At 52.7% G+C, this 23974-nt stretch carries 26 protein-coding genes; 13 read left to right on the top strand and 13 right to left on the bottom strand.

Translation table 11 applies throughout. The features are described 5' to 3' along the window. Positions 1–3: 3 nt before the first annotated feature. Complete coding sequence (locus AMM03_RS10875) at positions 4–1182, bottom strand: acetyl-CoA C-acetyltransferase (RefSeq protein ID WP_090131473.1); 1179 nt, start codon at positions 1180–1182, stop codon at positions 4–6. Between the two features lie 37 nt (positions 1183–1219). Then, positions 1220–2938 carry a PHA/PHB synthase family protein gene (locus AMM03_RS10870; protein WP_090131471.1) on the bottom strand — a complete coding sequence of 573 codons (1719 nt, stop codon included), beginning with the start codon at positions 2936–2938 and terminating at the stop codon, positions 1220–1222. A 35-nt stretch (positions 2939–2973) separates the two neighbouring features. Between AMM03_RS10870 and AMM03_RS10865 the strand changes: the two genes are divergently transcribed. Then, complete coding sequence (locus AMM03_RS10865) at positions 2974–3234, top strand: hypothetical protein (RefSeq protein ID WP_090131469.1); 261 nt, start codon at positions 2974–2976, stop codon at positions 3232–3234. Here the strand turns inward: AMM03_RS10865 and pgeF are convergent. Together pgeF and maiA are read right to left on the bottom strand one after the other, a co-directional pair. Continuing rightward, the gene (pgeF, locus tag AMM03_RS10860; RefSeq protein ID WP_228764657.1) at positions 3224–4003 is read right to left on the bottom strand and encodes a peptidoglycan editing factor PgeF; all 780 of its coding nucleotides are present in this window, start codon (positions 4001–4003) and stop codon (positions 3224–3226) included. The two genes, AMM03_RS10865 and pgeF, sit on opposite strands and share 11 nt — an antisense overlap. A gap of 4 nt (positions 4004–4007) precedes the next feature. Beyond that, the gene (gene maiA, locus AMM03_RS10855; protein WP_090131614.1) at positions 4008–4643 is read right to left on the bottom strand and encodes a maleylacetoacetate isomerase; all 636 of its coding nucleotides are present in this window, start codon (positions 4641–4643) and stop codon (positions 4008–4010) included. 23 nt (positions 4644–4666) lie between these two features. Here maiA and aat point away from each other — a divergent pair, with 23 nt between their 5' ends. The 3 genes from aat to AMM03_RS10840 all read left to right on the top strand — a co-directional run bounded on the left by aat (position 4667) and on the right by AMM03_RS10840 (position 7050). Beyond that, positions 4667–5431, top strand: a complete 765-nt coding sequence (gene aat, locus AMM03_RS10850) for a leucyl/phenylalanyl-tRNA--protein transferase (protein WP_090131467.1) — start codon at positions 4667–4669, stop codon at positions 5429–5431. After that, the gene (locus AMM03_RS10845) at positions 5428–6195 is read left to right on the top strand and encodes an arginyltransferase (protein WP_090131465.1); all 768 of its coding nucleotides are present in this window, start codon (positions 5428–5430) and stop codon (positions 6193–6195) included. The genes aat and AMM03_RS10845 overlap by 4 nt, the downstream gene beginning before the upstream one ends. Positions 6196–6273: 78 nt before the next feature. Further along, positions 6274–7050 (top strand): IclR family transcriptional regulator, encoded by a 777-nt coding sequence (locus tag AMM03_RS10840; RefSeq protein WP_090131463.1) that lies wholly within the window; start codon positions 6274–6276, stop codon positions 7048–7050. Positions 7051–7083: 33 nt separating this feature from the next. Here the strand turns inward: AMM03_RS10840 and AMM03_RS10835 are convergent, their stop codons facing one another. Beyond that, on the bottom strand, positions 7084–8073 hold the full coding sequence (locus AMM03_RS10835; RefSeq protein WP_369793698.1) for a serine hydrolase: 990 nt from the start codon (positions 8071–8073) through the stop codon (positions 7084–7086). On the opposite strand from AMM03_RS10835, the gene AMM03_RS14345 reads away from it, so the two are divergent. Beyond that, entirely contained in the window at positions 8072–8203 is a 132-nt protein-coding gene (locus AMM03_RS14345; RefSeq protein WP_255349626.1) for a hypothetical protein, read from the top strand. The two genes, AMM03_RS10835 and AMM03_RS14345, sit on opposite strands and share 2 nt — an antisense overlap. A 90-nt stretch (positions 8204–8293) precedes the next feature. On the opposite strand, the gene AMM03_RS10830 is transcribed toward AMM03_RS14345, so the two are convergent. The 5 genes from AMM03_RS10830 to AMM03_RS10810 form a co-directional block, all read right to left on the bottom strand. Then, positions 8294–9832 (bottom strand): 2-isopropylmalate synthase, encoded by a 1539-nt coding sequence (locus AMM03_RS10830; protein WP_090131461.1) that lies wholly within the window; start codon positions 9830–9832, stop codon positions 8294–8296. 200 nt (positions 9833–10032) lie between these two features. After that, entirely contained in the window at positions 10033–10848 is an 816-nt protein-coding gene (pssA, locus tag AMM03_RS10825; protein WP_090131459.1) for a CDP-diacylglycerol--serine O-phosphatidyltransferase, read from the bottom strand. A 46-nt stretch (positions 10849–10894) separates the two neighbouring features. Next, positions 10895–11911: a ketol-acid reductoisomerase gene (gene ilvC / locus AMM03_RS10820; RefSeq protein ID WP_090131457.1), complete on the bottom strand. Its 1017-nt coding sequence runs from the start codon at positions 11909–11911 to the stop codon at positions 10895–10897. Positions 11912–11974: 63 nt separating this feature from the next. Then, on the bottom strand, positions 11975–12466 hold the full coding sequence (gene ilvN, locus AMM03_RS10815; protein WP_090131453.1) for an acetolactate synthase small subunit: 492 nt from the start codon (positions 12464–12466) through the stop codon (positions 11975–11977). Between the two features lie 99 nt (positions 12467–12565). Then, a complete protein-coding gene (locus AMM03_RS10810) occupies positions 12566–14353 on the bottom strand; it encodes an acetolactate synthase 3 catalytic subunit (protein ID WP_090131450.1) in 1788 nt (595 codons plus the stop codon). A gap of 203 nt (positions 14354–14556) precedes the next feature. Here AMM03_RS10810 and AMM03_RS10805 point away from each other — a divergent pair, with 203 nt between their 5' ends. From AMM03_RS10805 to AMM03_RS10780, 6 genes are all read left to right on the top strand, one after another. Beyond that, positions 14557–15132: an RNA polymerase sigma factor gene (locus tag AMM03_RS10805; protein ID WP_255349623.1), complete on the top strand. Its 576-nt coding sequence runs from the start codon at positions 14557–14559 to the stop codon at positions 15130–15132. Next, positions 15129–15575 (top strand): DUF3619 family protein, encoded by a 447-nt coding sequence (locus AMM03_RS10800; RefSeq protein ID WP_090131448.1) that lies wholly within the window; start codon positions 15129–15131, stop codon positions 15573–15575. The genes AMM03_RS10805 and AMM03_RS10800 overlap by 4 nt, the downstream gene beginning before the upstream one ends. Positions 15576–15601: 26 nt before the next feature. Beyond that, a complete protein-coding gene (locus AMM03_RS10795; RefSeq protein ID WP_194942855.1) occupies positions 15602–16213 on the top strand; it encodes a DUF3106 domain-containing protein in 612 nt (203 codons plus the stop codon). An 88-nt stretch (positions 16214–16301) separates the two neighbouring features. Then, positions 16302–16784, top strand: a complete 483-nt coding sequence (locus AMM03_RS10790; protein ID WP_255349625.1) for an RDD family protein — start codon at positions 16302–16304, stop codon at positions 16782–16784. Between the two features lie 20 nt (positions 16785–16804). Continuing rightward, on the top strand, positions 16805–17194 hold the full coding sequence (locus tag AMM03_RS10785; protein WP_090131442.1) for a diacylglycerol kinase: 390 nt from the start codon (positions 16805–16807) through the stop codon (positions 17192–17194). Beyond that, positions 17187–17774 (top strand): LOG family protein, encoded by a 588-nt coding sequence (locus AMM03_RS10780; protein ID WP_090131440.1) that lies wholly within the window; start codon positions 17187–17189, stop codon positions 17772–17774. The genes AMM03_RS10785 and AMM03_RS10780 overlap by 8 nt, the downstream gene beginning before the upstream one ends. A 59-nt stretch (positions 17775–17833) precedes the next feature. Here the strand turns inward: AMM03_RS10780 and AMM03_RS10775 are convergent, their stop codons facing one another. Both AMM03_RS10775 and AMM03_RS10770 read right to left on the bottom strand, forming a co-directional pair. Next, on the bottom strand, positions 17834–18172 hold the full coding sequence (locus AMM03_RS10775) for a P-II family nitrogen regulator (protein ID WP_090131438.1): 339 nt from the start codon (positions 18170–18172) through the stop codon (positions 17834–17836). 23 nt (positions 18173–18195) lie between these two features. After that, entirely contained in the window at positions 18196–19869 is a 1674-nt protein-coding gene (locus AMM03_RS10770) for an NAD+ synthase (RefSeq protein WP_090131436.1), read from the bottom strand. Positions 19870–19921: 52 nt separating this feature from the next. On the opposite strand from AMM03_RS10770, the gene AMM03_RS10765 reads away from it, so the two are divergent. Then, complete coding sequence (locus tag AMM03_RS10765; protein ID WP_090131608.1) at positions 19922–21082, top strand: GNAT family N-acetyltransferase; 1161 nt, start codon at positions 19922–19924, stop codon at positions 21080–21082. A 19-nt stretch (positions 21083–21101) separates the two neighbouring features. Here AMM03_RS10765 and ppa read toward each other — a convergent pair whose 3' ends face one another. After that, on the bottom strand, positions 21102–21638 hold the full coding sequence (gene ppa / locus AMM03_RS10760) for an inorganic diphosphatase (RefSeq protein WP_090131434.1): 537 nt from the start codon (positions 21636–21638) through the stop codon (positions 21102–21104). Between the two features lie 209 nt (positions 21639–21847). Here ppa and AMM03_RS10755 point away from each other — a divergent pair, with 209 nt between their 5' ends. Further along, complete coding sequence (locus tag AMM03_RS10755; RefSeq protein WP_090131432.1) at positions 21848–23914, top strand: sodium-translocating pyrophosphatase; 2067 nt, start codon at positions 21848–21850, stop codon at positions 23912–23914. Positions 23915–23974 lie beyond the last annotated feature (60 nt).

Below are 23974 nucleotides of genomic sequence, written 5' to 3'. Positions count from 1 at the left end.
AAATTAACGTTCGAGGGCCAATGACACGCCCATGCCACCGCCGATGCAAAGTGCAGCCAAGCCTTTTTTGGCATTTTGACGCTGCATTTCGTGCAACAAGGTCACCAAGATACGGCAACCAGACGCACCGATGGGGTGACCGATGGCAATGGCGCCACCATTGACGTTGACCCGTGCAGGGTCAATGTCCAAAGCTTTATTAACCGCGCAAGCTTGGGCCGCAAAGGCTTCGTTCAATTCAAACAAATCAACATCGCTGGCTTTCCAACCTGCGCGCTGCAAAGCTTTTTGCGATGCTGGCACTGGGCCCATGCCCATGGTGGCAGGATCTAAACCACTGGTACCAAACGCAGCGATGCGTGCCAAAGGTGTTAAACCTAAGGCGGCAGCTTTCTTGGCAGACATGACCACCACGGCCGCTGCGCCGTCATTGATACCTGAAGCGTTACCGGCAGTCACAGAACCTGCTTTGTCAAAGGCTGGACGCAAACCTGCCAAAGCTTCTGCATTGGTTTTCTTGTTGATGAATTCATCGGTGTTGAACACCAAGGCATCGCCTTTGCGCTGAGGAATGAGCACATCGACAATTTCGTCTTTGAACTTGCCAGCGTCTTGTGCCGCGCTGGCTTTTTGTTGGCTGCCCAAGGCCAATGCATCTTGCATGTCGCGAGAAATGTTATGCGCCTTGGCCACGTTCTCGGCTGTGATGCCCATGTGGTATTGGTTATAAACGTCCCACAGGCCATCGACAATCATGGTATCAACCATGTTCCAGTTGCCCATGCGTTGGCCATCGCGTGAACCCATCAACACGTGGGGTGATGCGCTCATGTTTTCTTGACCACCGGCCACCACAATCTCGCTGTCGCCCCAAGCGACAGCTTGCGCGGCCAACATGACGGCTTTCAAACCAGAGCCGCAAACGGCGTTGATAGTGAGGGCCGGTGTTTCTTTGGCGACGCCAGCCTTCATCATGGCTTGGCGTGCAGGATTTTGACCTGCGCCAGCAGCCAACACTTGGCCCATGATGACTTCGCCAATTTGATCCATGCTGAGACCCGCGCGCGCAATGGCTTCGCGAATGGCAATGCTGCCCAATTCTGGGGCCGCAACTTTGGCCAATGAACCACCAAATTTACCAACGGCAGTGCGAGCTGCCGAAACAATGACGATATCTTCCATGATGTCTTCCTTTTTTATGAATGAATGAATTTAAAAATCAAGCACGGGCTTTGACGTATCGGCCTGGCGCAGCTTCAATGGTTTTGAACTTGGTATCTTTGCCATAGTGTTTGGGGGCAGCAATTTGTTTGCCGGCATGTGACTTCAGCCAATTGGACCAGTCAGTCCACCAGCTGCCAGGCAACTCAGTGGCGCCGGCAATCCACGCATCTGCAGTAGCAGGGAACTTGCCATCTTCACGCAACCAGTGGCTGCGTTTGTTAGCGGTGGGTGGATTGATCACGCCTGCAATGTGGCCCGATGCACCCATGACAAAACGCTTCTTGCCTGGCAAGTGTTGGGTTGACGCATAGGCGCCGCCAATCGGCACGATATGGTCTTCGCGTGAGCCGTAGATGTAGACGGGAATGTTAACTTTGCTCAAATCGATTTTTTCACCACACACTGTGACGGCGCCTGGTGTGACAAATTTGTTTTCCAGGTAGGTATTGCGCAAGTACCAAGCGTAGAACGGACCTGGCAAATTGGTGGAGTCGCTGTTCCAGTAAAGCAAATCGAAAGGCGGTGGTGATTCACCTTTGAGGTAGTTGCCCACCACATAGTTCCAAACCAAATCGTTGGGTCGCAGGAAGCTGAAGGTAGAGGCCAAGTCTTGGCCTTTGAGCAAACCGCCCTTGCCCATTTGCATTTCACGGAACTTCACAAAGTTTTCGTCGATGAACACATCCAACACGCCTGTGTCGGTGAAGTCGATCAAGGTGGTTAAGAAGGTGGCACTGGCCACAGGCTTCTCGCCACGTGCCGCCAACACTGCTAGAGCGTTGCTCAAGATGGTACCGCCCACGCAGAAACCCAATGCATTGATTTGCTTGGCGCCTGTGATGTCTTGCACTTGCGCAATGGCCTTGATGGCTGCATTCTCAATGTAGTCGTCCCAAGATTTCTTGGCCATTGATTCATCGGGGTTGCGCCAGCTAACCACAAACGTGCGGTGTCCTTGACTGACCGCATACCGAATGAAGGAGTTGTTGGGCTGCAAGTCCAAAATATAAAACTTGTTGATGCATGGTGGCACCAACAAGAAAGGTTTTTCATAAACCTTGGTGGTGAGAGGTTTGTACTCAATCAATTGAAAATATTCATTTTCAAAAACCACGGCACCCTCAGTGGTTGCAACGTTTTCACCCACCACAAACTTGCTTTCGTCGGTCATGGACACATGGCCTTGCTGCATGTCGTGCAACAAGTTTTGAATGCCTTTGGCCAAACTTTCGCCTTTGGTTTCAATCGCCTTCTTTTGCGCTTCGGCATTGAAGGCTAAGAAGTTGCTGGGGGCTGAAGCCGCCACCCATTGCTCCACCGCAAATTTGATTTTGTTTTGTGTGTGCTCGTCGGCCTCAACGGCTTCTGCCAAACCCATCAGAGTTTTGGCATTGAGCAAATAGGCACCTGCGGTAAAAGCAGCCATAGGGTTGCCAGTCCAGGCATCGGTCGAAAAACGTCGGTCTTTGATCTCGTGCTTGGACTCTAGGCCATGGTTCCAAAGCGCTGTGGCTTCTTCCAAATATGCCGCTTGTATTTCCTTCAGCTTGTCCTGAGAAAAGGTGAGTTGAGGGACAGTTTTGTCGGCAGAGGGCACAATACCGCCAAGGTCCATGGTTTGAAAGGTTTGCATAGCCTGACCCCAGCTTTTGGTGAGGCTTTGTTGAAACTCTTCACTGGCGCGTGTCCAAAATTCATTGGTGGAATTGGTCATGTGCTTTTCTCCCCTCTTTTTTTAACTTTATACGCATGTACATCGTTGCAATTGCTTGGATTTATGTAGCGCTCATGATGAGCGTGGCCGAGGCCACCAACACAAATGGAACCGTATTAGGAGGCATTGTGACCTTCATTCTTTACGGGATCCTTCCAACTGCCATAATTATTTACATCATGGGAACGCCCCAACGCAAGCGTGCCAGATTAGCATTAGAGAAGGCTGCTTCAGAGGAGAAACCGTTACAAAACGGTGACGAAACGCAATCTGAAACGCCGACGCCTAGGCCGTAATCCAAATGTAAGCTGCCATGCGCCCTGCACTTCCCAACAAAGCAGCGTCGCGGCGGTGCGAGTGGTACTGATTGGGCTGACTGAACGTGCACCAAGCTTGTGTGCTGTCATTGCCGAACAAATATTGAAAGCCTGCCATTAGCAAACGACTCCGAGCCAAACCGGCTAAGTCGGCCATGTACTTCCCCCCCACAGAGGGCACGAAATGGCTTTTGCTCGTATCCTGATCCTTGTATTTCTGAAAAGCGGCCAAGACTTCAGGCCCCACCTCAAACGCTGTGGGCCCAATGCAGGGGCCCAACCAAACCAGACAATCTTGGGTTGAAAGCCCCTGTGCGTGGATCACGGACGCCAGACTTTCCACCACACCCAAACCTTGAGAGCCTGCCAACCCACGCCACCCAGCGTGCGCGGAAGCCACCCATTTTTGCTGCGGATGACACACCAAAATAGGCAAGCAATCGGCCACCATCATGGTGCAAGCCACACCGACTTGACGGGTCCAAGCCAGGTCGGCCTCGGTGTTGGCAGGGGTTTGGGTGTCGATGGCCACACCCTGAACACCATGAACTTGTCGCAAATAGATGGCCGGTGTCTGTATTTGCTGAGCGACCCGGGTCCGATTGGCTGTAACGTTTTCTAAATTGTCGCCCACATGGTCGCCCAAGTTAAGCGAGTCCCAAGGCGCACTGGATACGCCGCCATGGCGGGTGGTCATCAGGGCGCCAACATAGGACGGCGCCGGCCATTCGGGTTTAAAACCAATCAATTGCTTACTCAGCGTCTGGGCAAGCAGAAGGCTTCGCTTTTTGGAATGCGTCCAACTTCATGCAGGACTCGAAGGCCCGCATGGTCAAGGGCAAGCCTTCCAGATTCACATCAAAGCGTTGAGCATTGAAAATTTGGGGCACCAAACAGCAATCGGCCAAGCTAGGCGTATCGCCATAGCAATAAGTTGATTGAGGGCCTTGCGCCAATTGACGCTCAAAGGACTCTAAGCCTTCACGCACCCAATGGCGGTACCAGGTGTTCTTTTGATCCTCACTTAAACCCAGGGTGGCCGTCAAATACTTCAATACGCGTAAATTGTTGATGGGGTGAATTTCACAAGAAATGGACTGTGCCAAGGCCCTGACACGGGCGCGTGCCATCGGCTCTTTGGGCAGCAAGGCGGGTTCAGGGTGGGTCTCGTCCAAATACTCAATGATGGCCATCGATTGGCTGAGGTGTTCTCCTTCAATGACCAAATTGGGCACCAAGTTGTCTGCGGCAACCTCACTGTAGGCGGGTAACTTATGTTCACCTTTGGCCAGATGGACTGCGATATATTCGTAGGGCAAGCCTTTCAAGTGAAGGGCTATCCGAACGCGAAATGACGCGGAAGAGCGGAAGTAGTTGTAAAGTTTCATAGGCGCAAGCATAAACTGTAAACATGTCAGAAGGCACCCCTCAAACACCCCTGTCTTGGGTCGAAAGTCAAAGCCCGCTTCCCTCCGTGGACGCGGCTTGGGGCCCCGACTCCGACGCGCCCGGCCTCTTGGCCGCAGGCGCAGACTTGGGCGTGGAGCGTCTGCTCGAGGCTTACTCCCATGGCATTTTTCCATGGTTCAACCCAGATCAGCCCGTATTGTGGTGGAGCCCCGACCCCCGCATGGTTCTGCAAACGGCCAACTTCAAATTACACCGTTCCCTCAGAAAAACACTTTCTCGCTACGCCTCGCACCCCCAGTTTGAATTGTGCTTTGACAAGGCTTTTGATCGCGTCATTGAGGCCTGCGCTCAAAGTCCGCGTGAGGGCCAAAAAGGCACTTGGATCGTGCCGCAAATGGTCGAAGCCTACAAAGCTTTGCACCAAGCCGGCTATGCCCACAGTGCAGAAACTTGGCTGGATGGCCAGCTGGTGGCGGGCCTCTACTTTGTCTGCATTGGCCAGGCTGTCTTTGGTGAGTCGATGTTCAGTACCCTGAGCGATGGCTCCAAAATGGCTTTGGCTGCGTTGGTCAATGTGTGCGATCAACACGGCATTCAAGCCATCGATTGCCAACAAAACACAGCGCACTTAGCGTCGATGGGGGCCAAAGAAATGGCTCGAAAAGAATTTTTAAACATCATGCAACCGGCGCTCGGTCTTGAAAGCATCAATTGGCAAAACCAACAAGTTGATTGGGACGCTTGGCGTTCGCAAGGTGCGGCATGACGCACCTCAAAGACCTTCCCTTCAGTACGCTGCAGTTTTACGCCACTGCGTCTTACCCCTGCAGCTACTTGGCCGATCGAGAAGCACGCTCTCAAGTGGCTACGCCCAGTCACCTCATTCAAAACGACGTTTATTCAGAGTTGGTTGAACGAGGCTTTAGGCGCAGCGGCTTATTTACCTACCGACCCTACTGCGATGGTTGCAATGCTTGCATTCCTCTGAGAGTGTTGTGCCAAGAATTCAAGCCCAACAAAAGCCAACGACGTGCGTACAAGCAACACAGCAACCTGATTGCCCGCGTCTCCAGATTGGGCTTCGAAAGCGAACATTACGATTTGTATTTGCGTTACCAAAACAGCCGCCATTCAGGTGGCGGTATGGACCAAGACAGCGTTGAGCAATACAAACAATTTTTACTTCAAAGCCGCGTCAACTCCAGACTGGTGGAGTTTCGTCAACCCGACGTTGACGGCCAGCCCGGCAGGCTCAAAATGATCAGCATTGTCGATGTCCTCAACGATGGGCTTTCGGCGGTCTACACTTTTTACGACCCCGAAGACCGTTGCAGCTACGGCACCTATGGGGTTCTTTGGCAAATTAACCAAGCCCGCGAATTGGGTCTTTCTTATGTTTACATGGGCTACTGGATTGGTGCCAGCCCCAAAATGCAATACAAAGAACGATTTAGCCCCTGTGAAAGCTTGCAAAAAGGCACTTGGCAGCCCCATGTGACGATCTTGCCCCATGTGGCTGTGCAAAGCTAATTTCATCTTGTAAAATAGAATTTCGCAAAGTCTTCCAGCGGAAGACCCTTCGCTTTCATAAGACCAAGGTTAAGTCCCATGAGAAAAGCTGAAGCACCCACGCCGGTCGCCCCCACCATTCAAGTCATTGAACGATTGTTCTCGCTCATGGATGTGCTGGCCTCAAGGGAGGACGCTATTTCTTTGAAAGAAATCAGCGAAAAAACGGGACTTCACCCCTCCACGGCACACCGCATCTTGAACGACCTGACCATTGGGCGATTTGTCGATCGGCCTGAGCCTGGCAGTTATCGCTTGGGTATGCGTTTGCTAGAGCTGGGCAACATGGTCAAGGCCAGACTCAATGTGCGCGATGCAGCACTGGCACCCATGCGTGATTTGCACAAATTGATCCAACAGCCTGTCAACTTGAGCATGCGCCAAGGCGATGAAATTGTTTATATCGAACGCGCTTACAGCGAACGCTCTGGCATGCAAGTCGTCCGCGCCATTGGCGGCAGAGCCCCCTTGCACCTCACCTCAGTGGGCAAGTTATTTTTGTCGGTCGATGAGCCCATGAAGGTTCGCAGCTATGCAACCCGCACAGGCCTCAGCGGTCATACCAAAAACAGCATCACACAATTGCCCGTCTTAGAGCGCGAGCTCTCTAGGGTGCGTCAGTACGGCATTGCGCGAGACAACGAGGAGTTGGAGTTGGGCGTTCGTTGTATTGCAGCGGGCATCTACGACGATCAAGGCAAGTTGTTGGCCGGACTTTCTATCTCGGCCCCTGCAGATCGTTTGGACGAAGCCTGGTTGCCTAAGTTGCAGGCAACAGCCGAGGGCATTTCGCAAGCACTCGGCTACAAGGCCTAATGATTTAAACAGCCAGCTAGACTGGCGATCGAATTAGCCGGCCGGGCTGGCAGCTGCCATGGCGCTACGCGCGTTGTTGGTCTCAACCCAACGGCGTACCCTCTCAGCATCGGCAATGCGGCTCAATTTGCCTGCTGAATCCAAAAACACCATGATCAATTTGCGACCCGCCACTTTGGTTTGCATGACCAAGCACTGACCCGCTTCAGAGATGTAACCGGTTTTTTGCAAACCGATGTCCCAGTTGGGGCTTTTGACCAAGCGGTTGGTTGTGTTGTATTGCAGGGTACGACGACCCACAGCCACTTCCCGGCCATGTGACGTTGACAACTCACGGAGCACTGGCACGTTGTAAGCCGCTCCCACCAAAACCGCCAAGTCGGTGGCACTGGATTGATTTTTACTAGACAGACCGGTTGGTTCGACAAAATGCGTAGAGCGCATGCCAAGGCCAGTGGCACGATCGTTCATGGCTTTGATAAAGGCTGACAAACCATTGGGATAGGTCCGGCCCAAAGCATGAGCAGCGCGGTTTTCACTGGACATGAGTGCCAAATGCAACAAGTCGCCACGGCTCAACACAGAACCCACTGCCAGTCTGGATGTACTGCCTTTTTCGGTGTCCACGTCTTCTTGCGTGATGGTGATCATTTCATCAGAAGACAAGTTGGCATCACTGATGACCAAGCCTGTCATGAGTTTGGTCAGAGACGCAATCGGCAGAACAGCCAGGTCATTTTTTCTGAGCAAAACTTCGTGCGTATCTTGGTCAATGACCAAAGCCACGCTTGAACGTAAGTCGAGGGCATCGGCACTTTGATGCAGGCCGGCCGCGCGGCCAAAAGATGCACGAGTGTCTGTGGCGTTGTTTTTTGCGACCTTGCGAACTTTGGCTGTCGGTTTGGCTGTTGATTTGGCCGCTGTTTTAACTTTGTTATTTGCTGTCTGTTGTGCGGTAGGCTTTTTGTCAGAGTTAGCTTTTCGAGCAGCTTCTTTGTCATTGGCGTAGCTGGCAAGTGGCATGGCAGCCATCAAACACATCGCCAAACATGAATTGAGAAGTCGGCGTAAAAACGGGCGTTTGGATGTCGTCAAAGCGGTACTTTCTAAGGCCAAAATTCAACAGAATTTGGCAAGTGTAATAAAAACTTGACGTAGTGTACATAAATAAAAAAAGTCGCGCAAGATCAACACCTTGCGCGACCTTCTTGAAGACCTTTTTGAGCCTTCGGCAAAACCCTCATTAACCCTGGGCTGCCAACCTTTCGGCTTTGCTTTGCAGCTTGTTGAGGGCACTCAAGTAAGCCTTGGCTGAAGCCACGATGATGTCGGGGTCGGACCCAACGCCATTGACCACTCGCCCACTGTTTTGCAAGCGAACTGTAACTTCGCCTTGGCTTTCGGTAGATCCACTGATGGCATTGACGGAATAAAGCACCATTTCTGCACCGCTTTCAACGATCGATTCGATGGCTTTTAAGGAAGCATCGACGGGGCCATTGCCATCGGACTTGCCATGAACTTCTTTGCCGGCTACCGTAAACACAACAGCAGCTTGAGGACGCTCGCCTGTTTCACTGTGTTGTGACAAGGAGACAAAAGCATATTGCTCTTTGTCTTGTGTCACGCTTTCCTCGCTGACCAAGGCCAAGATGTCTTCATCAAAAATCTCACTCTTGCGATCGGCCAATTCCTTGAATCGTGTGAAGGCCGCATTCAACTCGGTTTCGCTTTCGAGCACCACGCCCAACTCTTGCATGCGTTGCTTGAAGGCGTTGCGGCCGCTCAATTTGCCCAACACAATTTTGTTGGCCGACCAGCCCACATCTTCTGCGCGCATGATCTCGTAGGTGTCGCGCGCTTTGAGCACGCCGTCTTGGTGAATGCCTGAAGCGTGTGCAAAGGCGTTGGCACCCACCACCGCTTTGTTGGGTTGCACCACAAAGCCCGTGGTTTGGCTGACCATGCGGCTGGCCGCCACGATGTGAATGGGATCAATGTTCATCTCGAGACCGAAATAGTCTTTGCGCGTTTTAACCGCCATGACAATTTCTTCCAATGAGCAATTGCCTGCGCGCTCGCCCAAGCCGTTGATGGTGCACTCGACTTGGCGAGCACCGCCCAATTTGACACCTGCCAAACTGTTGGCCACTGCCATGCCCAAGTCGTTGTGGCAGTGCACAGACCATACGGCCTTGTCAGAGTTGGGAATGCGTTCACGCAAGGTTTTGATGAACTGACCGTACAGCTCTGGCACGGCATAACCCACGGTGTCGGGCACGTTGATGGTGGTGGCGCCTTCTGCAATGACAGCTTCCAATACTTTGCACAAGAAGTCCATGTCGCTGCGGTAACCGTCTTCTGGGCTGAACTCAACATCGGCCACCAAGTTGCGCGCAAAGCGCACCGATTGTTTGGCTTGCTCGAGTACCTGATCGGGCGTCATGCGAAGCTTCTTTTCCATGTGCAAAGGCGACGTGGCAATGAAGGTGTGAATGCGGCCGCTGTTGGCGCCCTTCAAAGCTTCAGCCGCTCTGGAAATATCGCGATCATTGGCACGCGACAAAGAGCAGATGGTGGAGTCTTTGATGGCATTGGCAATAGCCTGTACAGCTTCAAAATCACCATTGGAGCTAGCGGCAAATCCGGCTTCGATCACGTCGACGCGCAATCGTTCCAATTGACGCGCAATGCGCAGCTTTTCGTCACGGGTCATGGATGCACCTGGCGACTGCTCGCCATCACGCAATGTCGTGTCAAAAATAATCAATTTATCGGCCATGTTTCACTCCTGGTAAAAAAATCAAAATTCCAAATTCAAAAAGCAAACTTCAAAAACAAAAAAGCCCGTTGCTTTTGGCATACGGGCTAGATGGGAAACTGAACAGCGCGCGCTATACATCCCGCCCGTGAGGCGTCAGCAGTAGAGCTAGCAAATTCGTTTTCATGGAAATACTGTATCACAACTTTTCAAAAATTTCATCACTGATGAAGACCGCGTTCATCTGGGTCTTCTGTCGACGTGCTGATGACGCTGGTGGGCTCGCCCTTAAAGCGGCGCCATGCATAGAGGGCGTAGCCGCTTAAACCATACAAAACGAACAAGCCAAACAAGACCATGGGCGGGTGAATATTGACGGCAGCAATGCCCAAAGCAATAAGCACAATGACCGCAAAGGGCACACTTTGCTTCATGCTGACGTCTTTGAAACTGTAAAACGGCACATTGGTGACCATGGTGAGACCCGAAAACAAGGCCACCACGAACATGGGCCAGGCCATGCTGGCTGGCGCCACTTCTGCATCGGACATGATGGCAATAAATCCCATCACAAGGGCTGCAGCTGCCGGCGAAGGCAGGCCCTGAAAAAATCTCTTATCAACAACCGCCGTGTTGACATTGAAACGCGCCAACCGCAATGCAGCGCATGCGCAATAAACGAAAGCAGCAATCCAACCCCAACGGCCTAAACCTTTGAGGGACCACTCATAAGCAATGAGTGCAGGCGCAGCGCCAAAGGAGACCATGTCGGACAAAGAGTCCATCTGTTCTCCAAAAGCGCTTTGCGTGTTGGTCATGCGGGCCACTCGGCCGTCCAAACTGTCGAGCACCATGGCGCAAAACACCCCAATGGCTGCCATGTCAAAGCGGCCATTCATGGCCATCACGATGGCGTAAAAGCCACCGAACAGGGCTGCCAACGTGAACAAGTTGGGCAAGACGTAAATGCCCTTGCGGGGTTTACGAACTTGACCCGCCTGCTCGGCGTCGTCGGGGGTTTCAGTGCCATCGTGCATGCGACAGTTCTTTCTGGTTAAGTGGCAGACAAACTCAGTTGCAAAATCAGTTGCGTGATTTGTCGACCAATTTGTTTTTAGCAATCCAAGGCATCATGGAACGCAATTGTGCGCCGACCACTTCAATGGAATGCTCTGATGTTAAGCGACGACGGGCTGTCATGCTTGGATAGTTGGTGCGGCCTTCCAAAATGAACATCTTGGCGTACTCACCGGTTTGGATGCGCTTCAACGCGTTGCGCATGGCTTCGCGTGACTGCTCGTTGATGACTTCGGGGCCTGTCACGTACTCGCCATACTCTGCGTTGTTAGAGATGGAGTAGTTCATGTTGCCGATGCCGCCTTCATAGATCAGGTCGACAATGAGCTTCAACTCGTGCAAGCACTCGAAGTAAGCCATTTCGGGGGCGTAGCCAGCTTCAACCAAAGTCTCGTAACCCATCTTGATGAGTTCGACGGCGCCGCCGCACAAAACAGCTTGTTCGCCGAACAAGTCGGTTTCTGTTTCTTCTTTGAAGTTGGTTTCAATGATGCCGGCTTTGCCGCCACCGTTGGCCATGGCGTAGCTCAGTGCCAATGCACTTGCTTTGCCGCTCTTGTCTTGGTGCACAGCCACCAGGTGGGGCACGCCGCCGCCTTGTGTGTAAGTGTTGCGAACGGTGTGGCCGGGGGCCTTAGGCGCTACCATCCAAACGTCGAGGTCTTCACGGGGCACCACTTGGTTGTAGTGAACATTGAAGCCGTGTGCAAAAGCCAAAGAAGCACCCTTTTTGATGTTGGGTTCAACATCGTTGCGGTACACGTCGGCGATTTGTTCGTCGGGCAACAAAATCATGACCACGTCTGCAGCTTTGACTGCATCGGCCACTTCCATGACTGTCAGGCCAGCTTTTTCAACTTTGGGCCAGCTCGCGCCGTTTTTGCGCAAACCCACAACCACTTTCACGCCACTGTCGTTCAAGTTTTGTGCGTGTGCGTGGCCTTGTGAGCCGTAGCCAATGATGGCCACTGTTTTGCCTTTGATGACGCTGAGGTCACAGTCTTTGTCGTAAAACACTTTCATGGGTTCTCTCCTTCAAAAATCGTTCAAAAAATAAATGAGTCAAACGCGGAAATACGCGCTGAGTTAGACGCGCAGAATGCGCTCACCCCGACCAATGCCACAGGCACCGGTGCGGACTGTTTCGAGAATGGCGCTGCGGTCGATGGCTTCCAAAAACGCATCGTTTTTGGATTGATCGCCCGTCAGTTCCACGGTGTAGCTTTTGTCGGTGACATCAATCACGCGACCCCGGAAGATGTCGGCCATGCGCTTCATCTCTTCACGTTCTTTACCCACGGCGCGAACTTTGACCAGCATCAGTTCGCGTTCGGTGTAGGCACCCTCGGTTAAGTCAACCACTTTGACCACTTCAATGAGGCGGTTCAGGTGCTTGGTAATTTGTTCAATGACGTCGTCCGAACCCGTGGTTTGAATGGTCATGCGTGACAGGCTGGGATCTTCGGTGGGTGCAACGCTGAGGGACTCAATGTTGTAACCACGAGCGGAGAACAAGCCAACCACACGCGACAAAGCGCCGGGTTCGTTTTCAAGTAAAACTGCGATGATGTGTTTCATGTGCGATTCCTCTTTTCGCCGCCCTCCCCTGCACACGGTAATGTGCAGGCTTGGCGGTCAATAGATTCTTCTAAAGTTAATTCAAATGATGGACGTGGCTCAGAGGTCTTCGGGGCTGAGCAACATTTCTGTAATGCCCTTGCCAGCTTGAACCATGGGGAACACGTTTTCTGTGGGGTCGGTACGGAAGTCCATGAACACCGTGCGATCTTTGAGCTTGCGCGCTTCACGCAATGCAGGCTCGACATCTTCAGGACGCTCAATGAGCATGCCCACGTGACCATAAGCTTCGGCCAACTTCACGAAGTCGGGCAAGGCGTCCATGTAGCTGTGGCTGTAACGACCCGAATATTCAATTTGTTGCCACTGACGAACCATGCCCAAATAGCGGTTGTTCAATGACAAAATTTTGATGGGCGTGTTGTATTGCAAGCAAGTGGAGAGTTCTTGAATACACATCTGCACAGAACCTTCGCCCGTGACACAGAACACTTCTGAATCAGGCTTGGCCAATTTAATGCCCATGGCGTAAGGAATGCCCACACCCATGGTGCCCAAACCACCGGAGTTGATCCAGCGACGGGGTTCGTCAAACTTGTAGTACTGGGCAGCCCACATTTGGTGCTGACCTACGTCAGATGTAATGTAAGCATCGGCGTCTTTGGTCATGCCGTACAAAGTCTCAATGACTTTTTGGGGCTTGATGACTTGCGTGTTCTCGCTGTCGTACTTCATGCAATTGCGTTGGCGCCAGCCGTCGATGGTGGACCACCAGGCTCCCAATGCATTGTTGTCGGGCTTGAGGCCAGACTCTTTGATCATTGCAATCAGTTCGGTCAACACATCTTTGACATCGCCCACGATAGGCACATCAACCTTCACGCGCTTTGAAATGCTGGAAGGATCGATGTCGATGTGAACGATCTTGCGTTCGTTTTGAGCAAAGTGTTTGGGGTTGCCAATGACGCGGTCGTCAAAGCGGGCACCCACGGCCAGCAACACGTCGCAGTGCTGCATGGCGTTGTTGGCTTCCCATGTGCCGTGCATGCCCAGCATGCCCAAAAACTTGGGATTGGTGGCTGGGAATGCGCCCAAGCCCATGAGGGTGTTGGTCACTGGGTAACCCAACATCTCAACCAATTGGCGCAATTCTGCTGAGGCATTGCTGAGCAACACACCGCCGCCGGTGTAGATGTAAGGACGCTTGGCCGCCATCAACAACTGAAGGGCTTTGCGAATTTGTCCGCTGTGGCCTTTGCGCACAGGGTTGTAAGAACGCATTTCAACGGTTTCGGGGTAGCCGGTGTAAGGCACCTTGTTGAAAGAGACGTCTTTTGGAATGTCGACCACCACGGGACCAGGACGGCCGCTGCGCGCAATGTGGAAGGCCTTTTTCATGACCTCAGCCATGTCGCGGGCGTCTTTGACCAAGAAGTTGTGTTTAACGATGGGACGCGTAATGCCCACAGTGTCGCACTCTTGGAAAGCATCGAGGCCAATGGCTGCAGTGGGCACTTGACCACTGATGATGACCATGGGAATGCTGTCCATGTAGGCAGTGGCAATGCCGGTCACGGCATTGGTCAAACCTGGACCTGATGTGACCAAGGCCACACCGACATCGCCTGTTGCACGTGCATAGCCATCGGCTGCATGGACTGCAGCTTGTTCGTGGCGAACCAGCACGTGCTGAATGGTGTCTTGTTTGAAGAAAGCGTCGTAGATGTGCAAAACGGCACCACCTGGGTAACCCCAGATGTATTTGACGTTTTCGGCTTGGAGCGCTTTAACGAGGATTTCGCCACCGCGCAGTTCGACGGGGGACGAGGAAGCTGCAGCAGCAGCAACGTTGGCCGCATTGGCCATTTCAGCTTTGGAGATTTCCATATTCAACCTTTGTGAATTTCTCTAACGAAAAACCTTGGGTGCTCATTTGCGGGACTCTTGTGAAGTCGCATCAGAACTTAAGACCACCAACATAAACCTGCACATGTAAGTGCCTTGGCCGGATGGTGATCCGTTTGCGTTTTTTCAATTGCAACCCGGCATTATAGGCCCCAGAATGCCATAATCCAACTCGCACAAAACAGGTGCAAGCTGTGGCTACCGAACAAGAACTTTCAGATTTCCTCAAAAACACGGAGAAGCGCGCCTTCAAACGCACGCTGTATCACGTGCGCAACGAGGAGTCTGCCTTGGACATCTTGCAAGATAGCATGATCAAGCTGGCCACCCATTACGGCGACAAGCCGGCCGCCGAATTGCCCATGCTTTTTCAGCGGATTTTGTCCAACACCACCCTAGATTGGTTCCGACGCCAAAAAACTCGGAACGCCCTTTTCTCGAACATGGGCGATTTTGGAGCCGATGCAGATGGCGAAGATTTCGACTTTTTAGAGAACTTGGGGGGGCTGAGCGACCCCGGTTTGGGCGAAAGTGCCGAAGACCAAACCCACAGAAAGCAAGTTTTTCACCAAATAGAGGCGGAAATACAAGAATTGCCGCCACGTCAACGTGAAGCCTTCCTGCTGCGTTATTGGGAGGAGATGAACCTTTCCGAAACGGCAGTGGCCATGGGCTGCACGGAAGGCAGTGTCAAAACTCACTGCTCGAGGGCTGTTCAGGCGCTGGGTAAAGCACTTCGCGCCAAAGGATTTAACACATGAAAAAGCAAGCATCGACCATCGACATGAACCATGTTGACCGGCTGGGTCAGGCTTACGCGCGCCGTTTAAACGAGCATGCCGCAGACCTGCCCCACGATATTTCAGAAAGATTGCGCGTCGCACGAATGCAGGCTTTGGCCCAGCGCAAACGTGAACCCGTCCGAGTTTTAGCCCCAGAATTGGCTACTGCGGGCGGCCCCTCACTCGGCTCATTGGGCGAAGGTCTCAACCTGTGGAGCCGCTTAGCCTCTGCCCTGCCACTCATTGCTATGTTATTTGGCCTGGCCACCATTCATGTGTTTCAAAACGAAACGCGTACCGATGAATTGGCATCGCTCGACACAGAACTCTTGATCGATGACTTGCCGCCCGCCGCTTACACCGACCCCGGTTTCTTGGTGTTTCTCAAGTCACCCACCGCCCAAGTCAAGGAATCGGATTGAGTTTTTTGAGCGTTAGAACATGCATCTTGACCGCCGCACTCAGTGGTGCGGCTACGGTCGCTTGGGCGCAAGTTGGCCCTCATGCCCCAGGCGATTCAAAATCTGCAGCAGTTGCTTCCGCCAACCAATCTGCTGCTTTGCCAGCCAACTCTTCCTGGCAAACACTCACTGTTTTACAAAGAAAAGCATTGTCGCCTTTAGCCCCCTACTGGGCACAGCTCAATTCGGCACAGAAAAAAAAATGGCTGGCCATTTCAGCCACCTTTGACAAGTTGTCCGCCAAAGAGCAGGCTGTCCTTCATGAAAGAATGGCCGAATGGGCTTCTTTAAGTCCCCAGCAACGCGCCCTAGCCCGACTCTCATTCAATGAAACAAAGGGCTTGGACGCCGACGCAAAGAAAACGCAATGGGAAGCCTACCAAGCCCTGAGTTCGGCAGACAAAAAGAAATTGGCAGCCCAGAAAACCACTGGCATTCAGGGCGCCGCTACCGCCTCCAAAGCCCCACCCCCTCACAAAGTCATGCGTTTACCAGGCAAATCGACACCTTCGTCTGACAAAGCCAAATTAAGTACGGGTACAGTGATCGACAAAAAAACCCTTTTGCCAATCACTGTCATCATTCCTGAGGGTACTTAAATTGAGCGACGAGAATCAACCCGATGCGTCGGCTCAATCAAACGCCGATGCCTCAGTAGGTCCGCAAGACGGCAATAGCCAAGATCCAATTTTGCGCACTCCCTCCTTGCGCAAGCGCATGGCTTGCTGGCTGTACGAGGGTATGTTGTTGTTTGGCGTTGTGTTCATTGCAGGCTATTTGTTTGGCACCCTCAGCCAGACCAAGCACGCTATGAACAACCGGCACGGCCTGCAAGCTTTTTTATTTTTGGTGTTTGCCATTTACTTCACCTGGCTTTGGTCAAAAGGCCAAACCCTGGCCATGAAAACTTGGCACATCCGCATTTTGGACAAAGACGGCCTGCCTGTGAGTCAAGCGCGAGCCTTGGCAAGGTATGCTCTCAGCTGGGTCTGGTTTTTGCCGCCCATGGTGATCGCATGGCCCTTCAACTTGCCCGCGGCCGAGGTGGCAGTTTTGGTGTTTGGTTGGGTTCTTGTTTGGGCGCTTTTAAGCCGCTTTCAATCCCGTAGACAATACTGGCATGACGTTTGGGCAGGAACTCAGTTGGTTGATGTTCAAAAAAAGCCCTGAAATTTCAACTTGTGCCTGCCATGAACTCAGAAATCGTTAACCCCCAAAAGGCCAGAAAAGGTCTCTCTCGCATCTTGCATGCAGGCGGTTATTCGCTGGCCGGGTTAAAGGCTGGCTGGGGTGAGACAGCCTTTCGGCAAGAAGCCATTCTGTCAATCATCTTGGTACCCGCTGCTTTTTGGTTGGGTCAAACGTGGGTCGAGGTTGCCCTCTTGGTTGGCTCCGTCATTTTGGTCATGGTGGTTGAGTTGCTCAACACAGGCATTGAAACCGCCATTGACCGAATTGGCACCGAATGGCACGCCCTCTCCAAGCGCGCCAAAGACATGGGCAGTGCGGCCGTGCTTCTCAGTTTGTTGCTGTGCATGGGCATTTGGATGGCAGCCCTTTGGAAACTTTTCCATGACTGAACCCAGCTTTTCGGTCTGCGTCTATTGCGGCTCCAAACCCGGCACTGACCCCGCATTTACCCAAGCAGCCATTCAACTGGGCACATGGATTGGCCAACATGGCGGACAACTGGTTTATGGCGGCGGCCGAAATGGTTTGATGGGCATTGTGGCCGACGCCACCATGGCTGCAGGAGGCCGTGTGATTGGCGTCATTCCACGAGCCCTGGTCGAAAAAGAATGGGCGCATACCGGCTGCACCGAATTGCATGTGGTTGAAACCATGCACGAACGCAAACAAATGATGGCCGAAAAGGCCGATGCTTTTGTGGCTTTGCCCGGCGGTATTGGCACCTTTGAAGAGTTCTATGAAGTTTGGACTTGGCGCCAGCTGGGCTATCACAACAAGCCCATCGGTTTGCTCAATGTCAACCACTACTATGAACCCATGCTGAGTTTTCTAAAGAGTGTGGTTCAACACGAGTTCATGGGTGAATGGCAAATGGACCTGATTCAGTCCCATGACGACTTGTCAGTTCTGCTGCCCAGCCTGGTCCAAGCGGCAGGATTGCCCATCAAGTTTCAAAGCCAAGCCATCTAAACAAAAACGCCGCAAATTGCGGCGTTTTTTCTGGTGACGTATGCAACTTTAAATGCAACTTAAACAGCGTCGTCGTCCAATTCACCTGTGCGAATGCGAATGACGCGCTCGACGGATGTGATGAAAATTTTGCCATCACCAATTTTGCCAGTGCGCGCGGCTTTGACAATGGCGTCCACACAGCGCTCCACATCGCCGTCTTTGACCGCCACTTCGACTTTCACCTTAGGCAAAAAATCGACCACATACTCGGCGCCTCGGTACAACTCGGTGTGCCCTTTTTGACGGCCAAAGCCTTTGACTTCGGTCACTGTGAGGCCTGTCACGCCGCATTCAGCAAGGCTTTCACGCACTTCTTCTAGTTTGAAGGGCTTGATGATGGCTGTGATTTGTTTCATGAGTGATGTCCAGTCGAAAAAAATTAAGCTCGAAAACGATTGGTAATAGGATAACGCCAATCTTTGCCAAAACTGCGATGTGTGACGCGAATTCCCACAGGCGATTGACGTCGCTTGTACTCGTTAAGTTTAATCAAACGCGTGACCTTTTCCACATCAGCGCGATCAAACCCATCGGCCACCAAGGCATTGATGCCCTCATCGTTCTCCATATAGCGCTGCACAATGGCGTCCAAAACCTCATAAGGCGGCAAACTGTCTTGGTCTTTTTGGTCTGCTCGCAATTCGGCACTGGGCGGCCGCGTGATGATGCGCTCTGGAATCGGGTTTTGGCCCGTGCCGTAAGGATCGTGTTGGTTGCGCCACTCGGCCAGCTTGAAAACCTGTGTCTTGACCACGTCCTTGATGACCGCAAAGCCGCCGGCCATGTCGCCGTAAAGGGTGCAATAACCCGTGGCCATTTCACTCTTGTTGCCAGTGGTCAATACAATCGAGCCCGTCTTGTTCGACATGGCCATCAACAGCGTGCCGCGTACACGTGCCTGAATATTTTCTTCCGTCGTGTCTTCCGCCAAGCCCTTGAACTGTTCAGCCAAAGACGCTTTGAAGCCTTCAAATAATGGCGCAATCGAAATTTCGTCGTACCTCACGCTCATACGCTGCGCCATCTCGCGGGCATCCAACCAACTGATGTCGGCCGTGTAGGGCGACGGCATCATGACCGCATGAATTTTGTCAGCACCAATGGCATCGACCGCCAGGGCCAACACCAAGGCAGAGTCAATGCCGCCCGAGAGGCCCAAGATGGCGCCTGGAAAACCGTTTTTGCCCAAGTAGTCTTTGATGCCCAAGACCAACGCATGCCAAAGATCTTCTTGCCAAGAGCTTTCAGGCGAAATTTGCTGCCCACGGATGCTTAAACCAGATTGCCCCTTTTCTGCTTGAACCTCAATGGTTTGCAAACACTCTTGAAACGCTGGTGCCCTGGCGACCACTTGGCCCTGATCGTTTAGAGTAAAAGAGCGACCTTCAAAAATAACCTCATCTTGTCCGCCAACTAGATGTGCATAAACAAGGGGCAAACCACTTTCTTTGACGCGCTGAGCCATTTGAACTTCTCGCTCCAGCCCTTTGCCCACGTGAAATGGGGAGGCATTCAAAACCAAAAGCATTTGGGCGCCAGCATGTCGGGCTTTTTGCGCGGGCGATTCAAACCACGCATCTTCGCAAATGAGCAAGCCCAACTTGACGCCCGCCACTTCAAACACACAAGCCTCGTGGCCCGGTGTGAAATAACGGCGTTCATCAAAGACTTGGTAATTGGGAAGTTCTTGTTTGGCATAGGTGGCAATGACCTGCCCCTCACACACAACACTGGCCCGGTTGAAACGTTGGGTGACTGAAACGCTGCGACTTTGAATACCGCCGCCCTCGGGGTGTCCCACCACAACGTGCATGCCTTTTAGCCCAGCCAACTCAAGGACCACTGTTTTCAGGGCATCATCACAGGCGTCGATAAAAGCGGGCCTCAAAAGCAAGTCTTCTGCGGCGTAGCCACAAATGGCCAATTCGGGCGTGACCAAGACGCGAGCGCCCTGTTCATAGGCCTTGCGCGCTGAGTCGATGATTTTGCGAGCATTGCCCGCCATGTCACCAACGACAAAGTTAAGTTGGGCAATACAAATTTGAAGGGTCATACGGGTGAAGGAATTCAATTCCAACAATTATGTCATTGAGCTGCTCGGTTCGATGCGAGACATTTTGGCGCAGGATTGGGACGACCTTTTGGCGCAACAAACCGAGCCTACCCCATTTATGCGCCACGCTTATCTGTTGGCCATGGAAGAAAGCGGCTCAGCCACGCCCGATACAGGTTGGCAACTGCAGGTCTTGACGCTGCGTCATGGCGACATCCCGGACACGGAACAAACTGTTGAGCCTGCCCAACAGCCACGTAAGGCTGGTCAATTGGCAGGCGCCATGGTTTTGTACATCAAGCCCCACTCCTATGGAGAGTACGTCTTTGACTGGGCTTGGGCCGATGCCTATCAGCGACATGGCCTGAACTACTACCCCAAGGCGGTGACAGCAGTGCCTTTTACGCCCGTGCCCGGTACCAGACTTTTGGCCGATAGCGACGTCAGTCGGGCTGCCCTTTTGGAAGCTGCAGTCGCAGTGGCCAAACAGGAAGCTTGGTCGTCATTGCATGTGTTGTTTTTGTCTGCCTCAGACAAGCAAGCCACAGAATCTGCAGGCTGGCTCAGCCGCCATACCGTTCAGTTTCATTGGCACAACAAAAGCTTTCAAGACTTTGACCAATTCCTTCAAACCTTGAATCAAGAAAAACGGAAAAAAATCAAACAAGAGCGCCGAAAAGTGAATGACGCAGGCGTTCGCTTTCATGCCCTGGCAGGTGAAAACATTCAATCTGCCGACTGGGATTTCTTTTACAAATGCTATGCCCAAACCTATTTTGAACATGGCAATGCGCCCTATTTAAATCGCGACTTTTTTCAGCGCATGCAACACAACATGCCGCACAACTGGGTCTTGTTCATTGCAGAAAAAGACGGCCAACGCATGGCCTGTAGTTTGATTGGTGTCGACAACAAAGTGGCTTACGGCCGCTATTGGGGAGCCTTAGAACGCGTTGACTGTTTGCATTTTGAAGCGTGCTACTACCAACCCATTGAATGGTGCATTCAAAATGGCATTGAGCGGTTTGAAGGGGGTGCACAAGGCGAGCACAAAATGGCCAGAGCACTCATGCCCATCAAGGCCAGCAGTGCGCACTGGCTGGCGCACCCTAGCTTTGCAGACGCTGTTGAAAAATATCTTGAGCGTGAAGGCCACGGCATTGAGGCCTATTTGGAAAATCTCGAAGCGCGATCACCCCTCAAAGAGAAGTGATCGGCTGTTTGAAGCGAAATTAGGCGTTGGCCTTTTGGTAATTGGCAATGCCGTCCAAGATTTCTTTCTTGGCTGACTCTGGGCCTTCCCAACCCAAAATCTTGACCCATTTACCAACTTCTAAGTCCTTGTAGTGCTCAAAAAAATGGGCGATGGTTTTCAAACGCAAAGGGTTCAAATCTTCAGGCTTTTGCCATTGTGTGTAGATGGACAAGATTTTGTCGGTGGGCACGGCCAACACTTTGCCGTCTTCGCCGGCTTCATCTTCCATTTTCAAAATACCAATGGCGCGGCAAGGCACCACCACGCCGGGAATGAGTGGCACAGGGGTGATGACCAACACATCGACAGGGTCGCCGTCACCACTAATGGTTTTGGGCACGTACCCGTAATTGGTGGGGTAATGCATGGCCGTGCTCATGAAACGGTCGACAAAAATAGCGCCTGTTTCCTTGTCCACTTCGTATTTCACGGGATCGGCATTCATCGGAATTTCGATGATGACGTTGAATTGTTCGGGGACTTTGCTGCCTGGGGTGACGTTGTCTAGGGACATTTTTCTGAAAATTTAAAGAGTTGAAGTAAATCTAAGAACCTTAGGATTAACCCCGATTTTACTTTCACAGGGCTTGCGATTTCAGAACAATGCCCTTTTAATGAGCTTGTTGGCCAATCGACTCCTTCTGGGAGCGAGGAAGCAACGCCGGGAGGTGTTCCTCGAGCGTTGCACCTCCTTTCAGCGGTAACAACTAAGGAGAATGATTTATGACAGGCAATTCAGCGTTGATTTTGGCGCTAGTTTGCGGGCTGATCGCCGTAATTTACGGGGTTTGGGCACGTGGCTGGATCTTGGCCCAAGACCCTGGCAATGAGCGAATGCAAGAAATTGCAGCCGCGATTCAAGCCGGAGCAGCGGCTTACCTTTCAAGACAATACAAAACAATTGCAGTCGTGGGCGTGGTTTTGGCCATTTTGATGGGCGTTTTCCTCGACATGACCACGGCCATTGGCTTCGTCATTGGTGCGGTGCTTTCGGGTGCTTGCGGTTTCATCGGCATGAACGTCTCTGTTCGAGCCAACGTCCGCACGGCACAAGCCGCCACCAAAGGCATTGGCCCTGCCCTCGATGTCGCCTTTCGCGGCGGTGCGATTACCGGCATGCTGGTGGTGGGCTTGGGCCTTTTGGGCGTCACAGGCTTCTACTGGTTTTTGGCGGGCAATGGCAACCTCACACCCAACGTGAAACTGTCTGTCATCCTGAACCCTCTCATTGGATTTGCCTTTGGTTCTTCCCTGATCTCCATCTTCGCCCGTTTGGGCGGCGGCATCTTCACCAAAGGTGCAGACGTGGGCGCCGACTTGGTTGGTAAGGTTGAAGCGGGCATTCCAGAAGACGACCCCCGCAACCCTGCGGTCATTGCAGACAACGTGGGCGATAACGTCGGTGACTGTGCCGGTATGGCAGCCGACTTGTTTGAAACCTATGCCGTCACCCTGATTGCCACCATGGTGTTGGGCTCGCTGCTAGTGGCCAGTGCCCCTGGCAGTGCGGTGATGTACCCCTTGGCATTGGGCGCCGTGTCCATTGTGGCTTCCATCATTGGTTGCTTCTTTGTGAAGGCCTCGCCCGGCATGACCAATGTGATGCCAGCCTTGTACAAAGGCCTGGCCATTGCGGGCGTTTTATCCCTCATTGCTTTCTACTTCGTCACGATGTGGATCATGCCGGACAACGCCATCACAGCCACCGGCAGCCAATTGAAACTATTCGGTGCTTGCGCAGTGGGCTTGGTACTCACGGCCGCCTTGGTCTGGATTACTGAGTTCTACACAGGCACCCAATACAGCCCCGTGCAGCACATTGCGCAGGCCTCCACAACCGGTCACGGCACCAACATCATTGCTGGCTTGGGCGTTTCAATGCGCTCCACAGCTTGGCCTGTGATTTTTGTGTGTATGGCCATCATTGCTTCGTACAGTTTGGCTGGCTTGTACGGCATTGCGGTTGCCGCCATGTCCATGCTCTCCATGGCGGGCATTGTGGTGGCCTTGGACGCTTATGGCCCCATCACAGACAACGCTGGCGGTATTGCCGAAATGGCCGAACTGCCCAGCAGCGTGCGTGACATTACCGACCCGCTAGATGCTGTGGGCAACACCACCAAAGCAGTGACCAAAGGCTACGCCATCGGTTCTGCGGGTTTGGCTTCATTGGTTTTGTTTGCAGACTACACCCACAAACTGGAAACCTACGGCAAGGCCATCACCTTTGACTTGTCCGACCCCCTGGTCATTGTGGGCTTGTTCATTGGCGGCCTCATCCCCTACCTGTTCGGTGCCATGGCCATGGAAGCCGTAGGCCGCGCAGCGGGCGCTGTGGTGGTTGAAGTGCGTCGCCAATTTAGCGAAATCAAGGGCATCATGGAAGGTACTGCCAAGCCCGAATACGGACGCGCAGTAGACATGCTGACCACCGCTGCCATCAAAGAGATGGTGATTCCCAGCTTGTTGCCCGTGGTGGTGCCCATTGTGGTGGGTTTGCTGCTTGGCCCCAAAGCCCTCGGCGGCTTGCTGATGGGAACCATTGTGACGGGCCTGTTTGTGGCCATCTCCATGTGTACTGGCGGCGGCGCTTGGGACAATGCCAAGAAGTACATCGAAGACGGCCATCACGGCGGCAAAGGCTCAGAAGCGCACAAAGCTGCCGTGACTGGCGACACCGTAGGCGACCCCTACAAAGACACCGCTGGCCCCGCCATCAACCCGTTGATCAAGATCATCAACATTGTGGCTTTGCTGATTGTGCCTTTGGTCATGCAATTCCACGGCTAACCATGAGGGTGTGTTAAGCACACCCAAGCCAAACAAAGCCTGCCTATGGCAACATAAGCA

Origin of the sequence: Limnohabitans sp. Rim11 (assembly GCF_001269365.1) — a bacterium.
In the GTDB taxonomy this organism is placed as follows: Bacteria; Pseudomonadota; Gammaproteobacteria; order Burkholderiales; family Burkholderiaceae_C; genus Limnohabitans_A.
Note: the sequence above shows the minus strand (reverse complement) of the source record. Positions and strands in the feature narration are given on the sequence as shown.

Excerpts from the sequence above, each read along its gene's own strand:
- AMM03_RS10875 (WP_090131473.1), bottom strand. The coding sequence starts at position 1,182 with ATGGAAGATATCGTCATTGTTTCGGCAGCTCGCACTGCCGTTGGTAAA.
- AMM03_RS10870 (WP_090131471.1), bottom strand. The coding sequence starts at position 2,938 with ATGACCAATTCCACCAATGAATTTTGGACACGCGCCAGTGAAGAGTTT.
- AMM03_RS10865 (WP_090131469.1), top strand. The coding sequence starts at position 2,974 with ATGTACATCGTTGCAATTGCTTGGATTTATGTAGCGCTCATGATGAGC.
- maiA (WP_090131614.1), bottom strand. The coding sequence starts at position 4,643 with ATGAAACTTTACAACTACTTCCGCTCTTCCGCGTCATTTCGCGTTCGG.
- aat (WP_090131467.1), top strand. The coding sequence starts at position 4,667 with ATGTCAGAAGGCACCCCTCAAACACCCCTGTCTTGGGTCGAAAGTCAA.
- AMM03_RS10845 (WP_090131465.1), top strand. The coding sequence starts at position 5,428 with ATGACGCACCTCAAAGACCTTCCCTTCAGTACGCTGCAGTTTTACGCC.
- AMM03_RS10840 (WP_090131463.1), top strand. The coding sequence starts at position 6,274 with ATGAGAAAAGCTGAAGCACCCACGCCGGTCGCCCCCACCATTCAAGTC.
- AMM03_RS14345 (WP_255349626.1), top strand. The coding sequence starts at position 8,072 with ATGGCAGCCATCAAACACATCGCCAAACATGAATTGAGAAGTCGGCGT.
- AMM03_RS10835 (WP_369793698.1), bottom strand. The coding sequence starts at position 8,073 with ATGCCACTTGCCAGCTACGCCAATGACAAAGAAGCTGCTCGAAAAGCT.
- AMM03_RS10830 (WP_090131461.1), bottom strand. The coding sequence starts at position 9,832 with ATGGCCGATAAATTGATTATTTTTGACACGACATTGCGTGATGGCGAG.
- pssA (WP_090131459.1), bottom strand. The coding sequence starts at position 10,848 with ATGCACGATGGCACTGAAACCCCCGACGACGCCGAGCAGGCGGGTCAA.
- ilvC (WP_090131457.1), bottom strand. The coding sequence starts at position 11,911 with ATGAAAGTGTTTTACGACAAAGACTGTGACCTCAGCGTCATCAAAGGC.
- ilvN (WP_090131453.1), bottom strand. The coding sequence starts at position 12,466 with ATGAAACACATCATCGCAGTTTTACTTGAAAACGAACCCGGCGCTTTG.
- AMM03_RS10810 (WP_090131450.1), bottom strand. The coding sequence starts at position 14,353 with ATGGAAATCTCCAAAGCTGAAATGGCCAATGCGGCCAACGTTGCTGCT.
- AMM03_RS10800 (WP_090131448.1), top strand. The coding sequence starts at position 15,129 with ATGAAAAAGCAAGCATCGACCATCGACATGAACCATGTTGACCGGCTG.
- AMM03_RS10785 (WP_090131442.1), top strand. The coding sequence starts at position 16,805 with ATGAACTCAGAAATCGTTAACCCCCAAAAGGCCAGAAAAGGTCTCTCT.
- AMM03_RS10780 (WP_090131440.1), top strand. The coding sequence starts at position 17,187 with ATGACTGAACCCAGCTTTTCGGTCTGCGTCTATTGCGGCTCCAAACCC.
- AMM03_RS10775 (WP_090131438.1), bottom strand. The coding sequence starts at position 18,172 with ATGAAACAAATCACAGCCATCATCAAGCCCTTCAAACTAGAAGAAGTG.
- AMM03_RS10770 (WP_090131436.1), bottom strand. The coding sequence starts at position 19,869 with ATGACCCTTCAAATTTGTATTGCCCAACTTAACTTTGTCGTTGGTGAC.
- AMM03_RS10765 (WP_090131608.1), top strand. The coding sequence starts at position 19,922 with ATGCGAGACATTTTGGCGCAGGATTGGGACGACCTTTTGGCGCAACAA.
- ppa (WP_090131434.1), bottom strand. The coding sequence starts at position 21,638 with ATGTCCCTAGACAACGTCACCCCAGGCAGCAAAGTCCCCGAACAATTC.
- AMM03_RS10755 (WP_090131432.1), top strand. The coding sequence starts at position 21,848 with ATGACAGGCAATTCAGCGTTGATTTTGGCGCTAGTTTGCGGGCTGATC.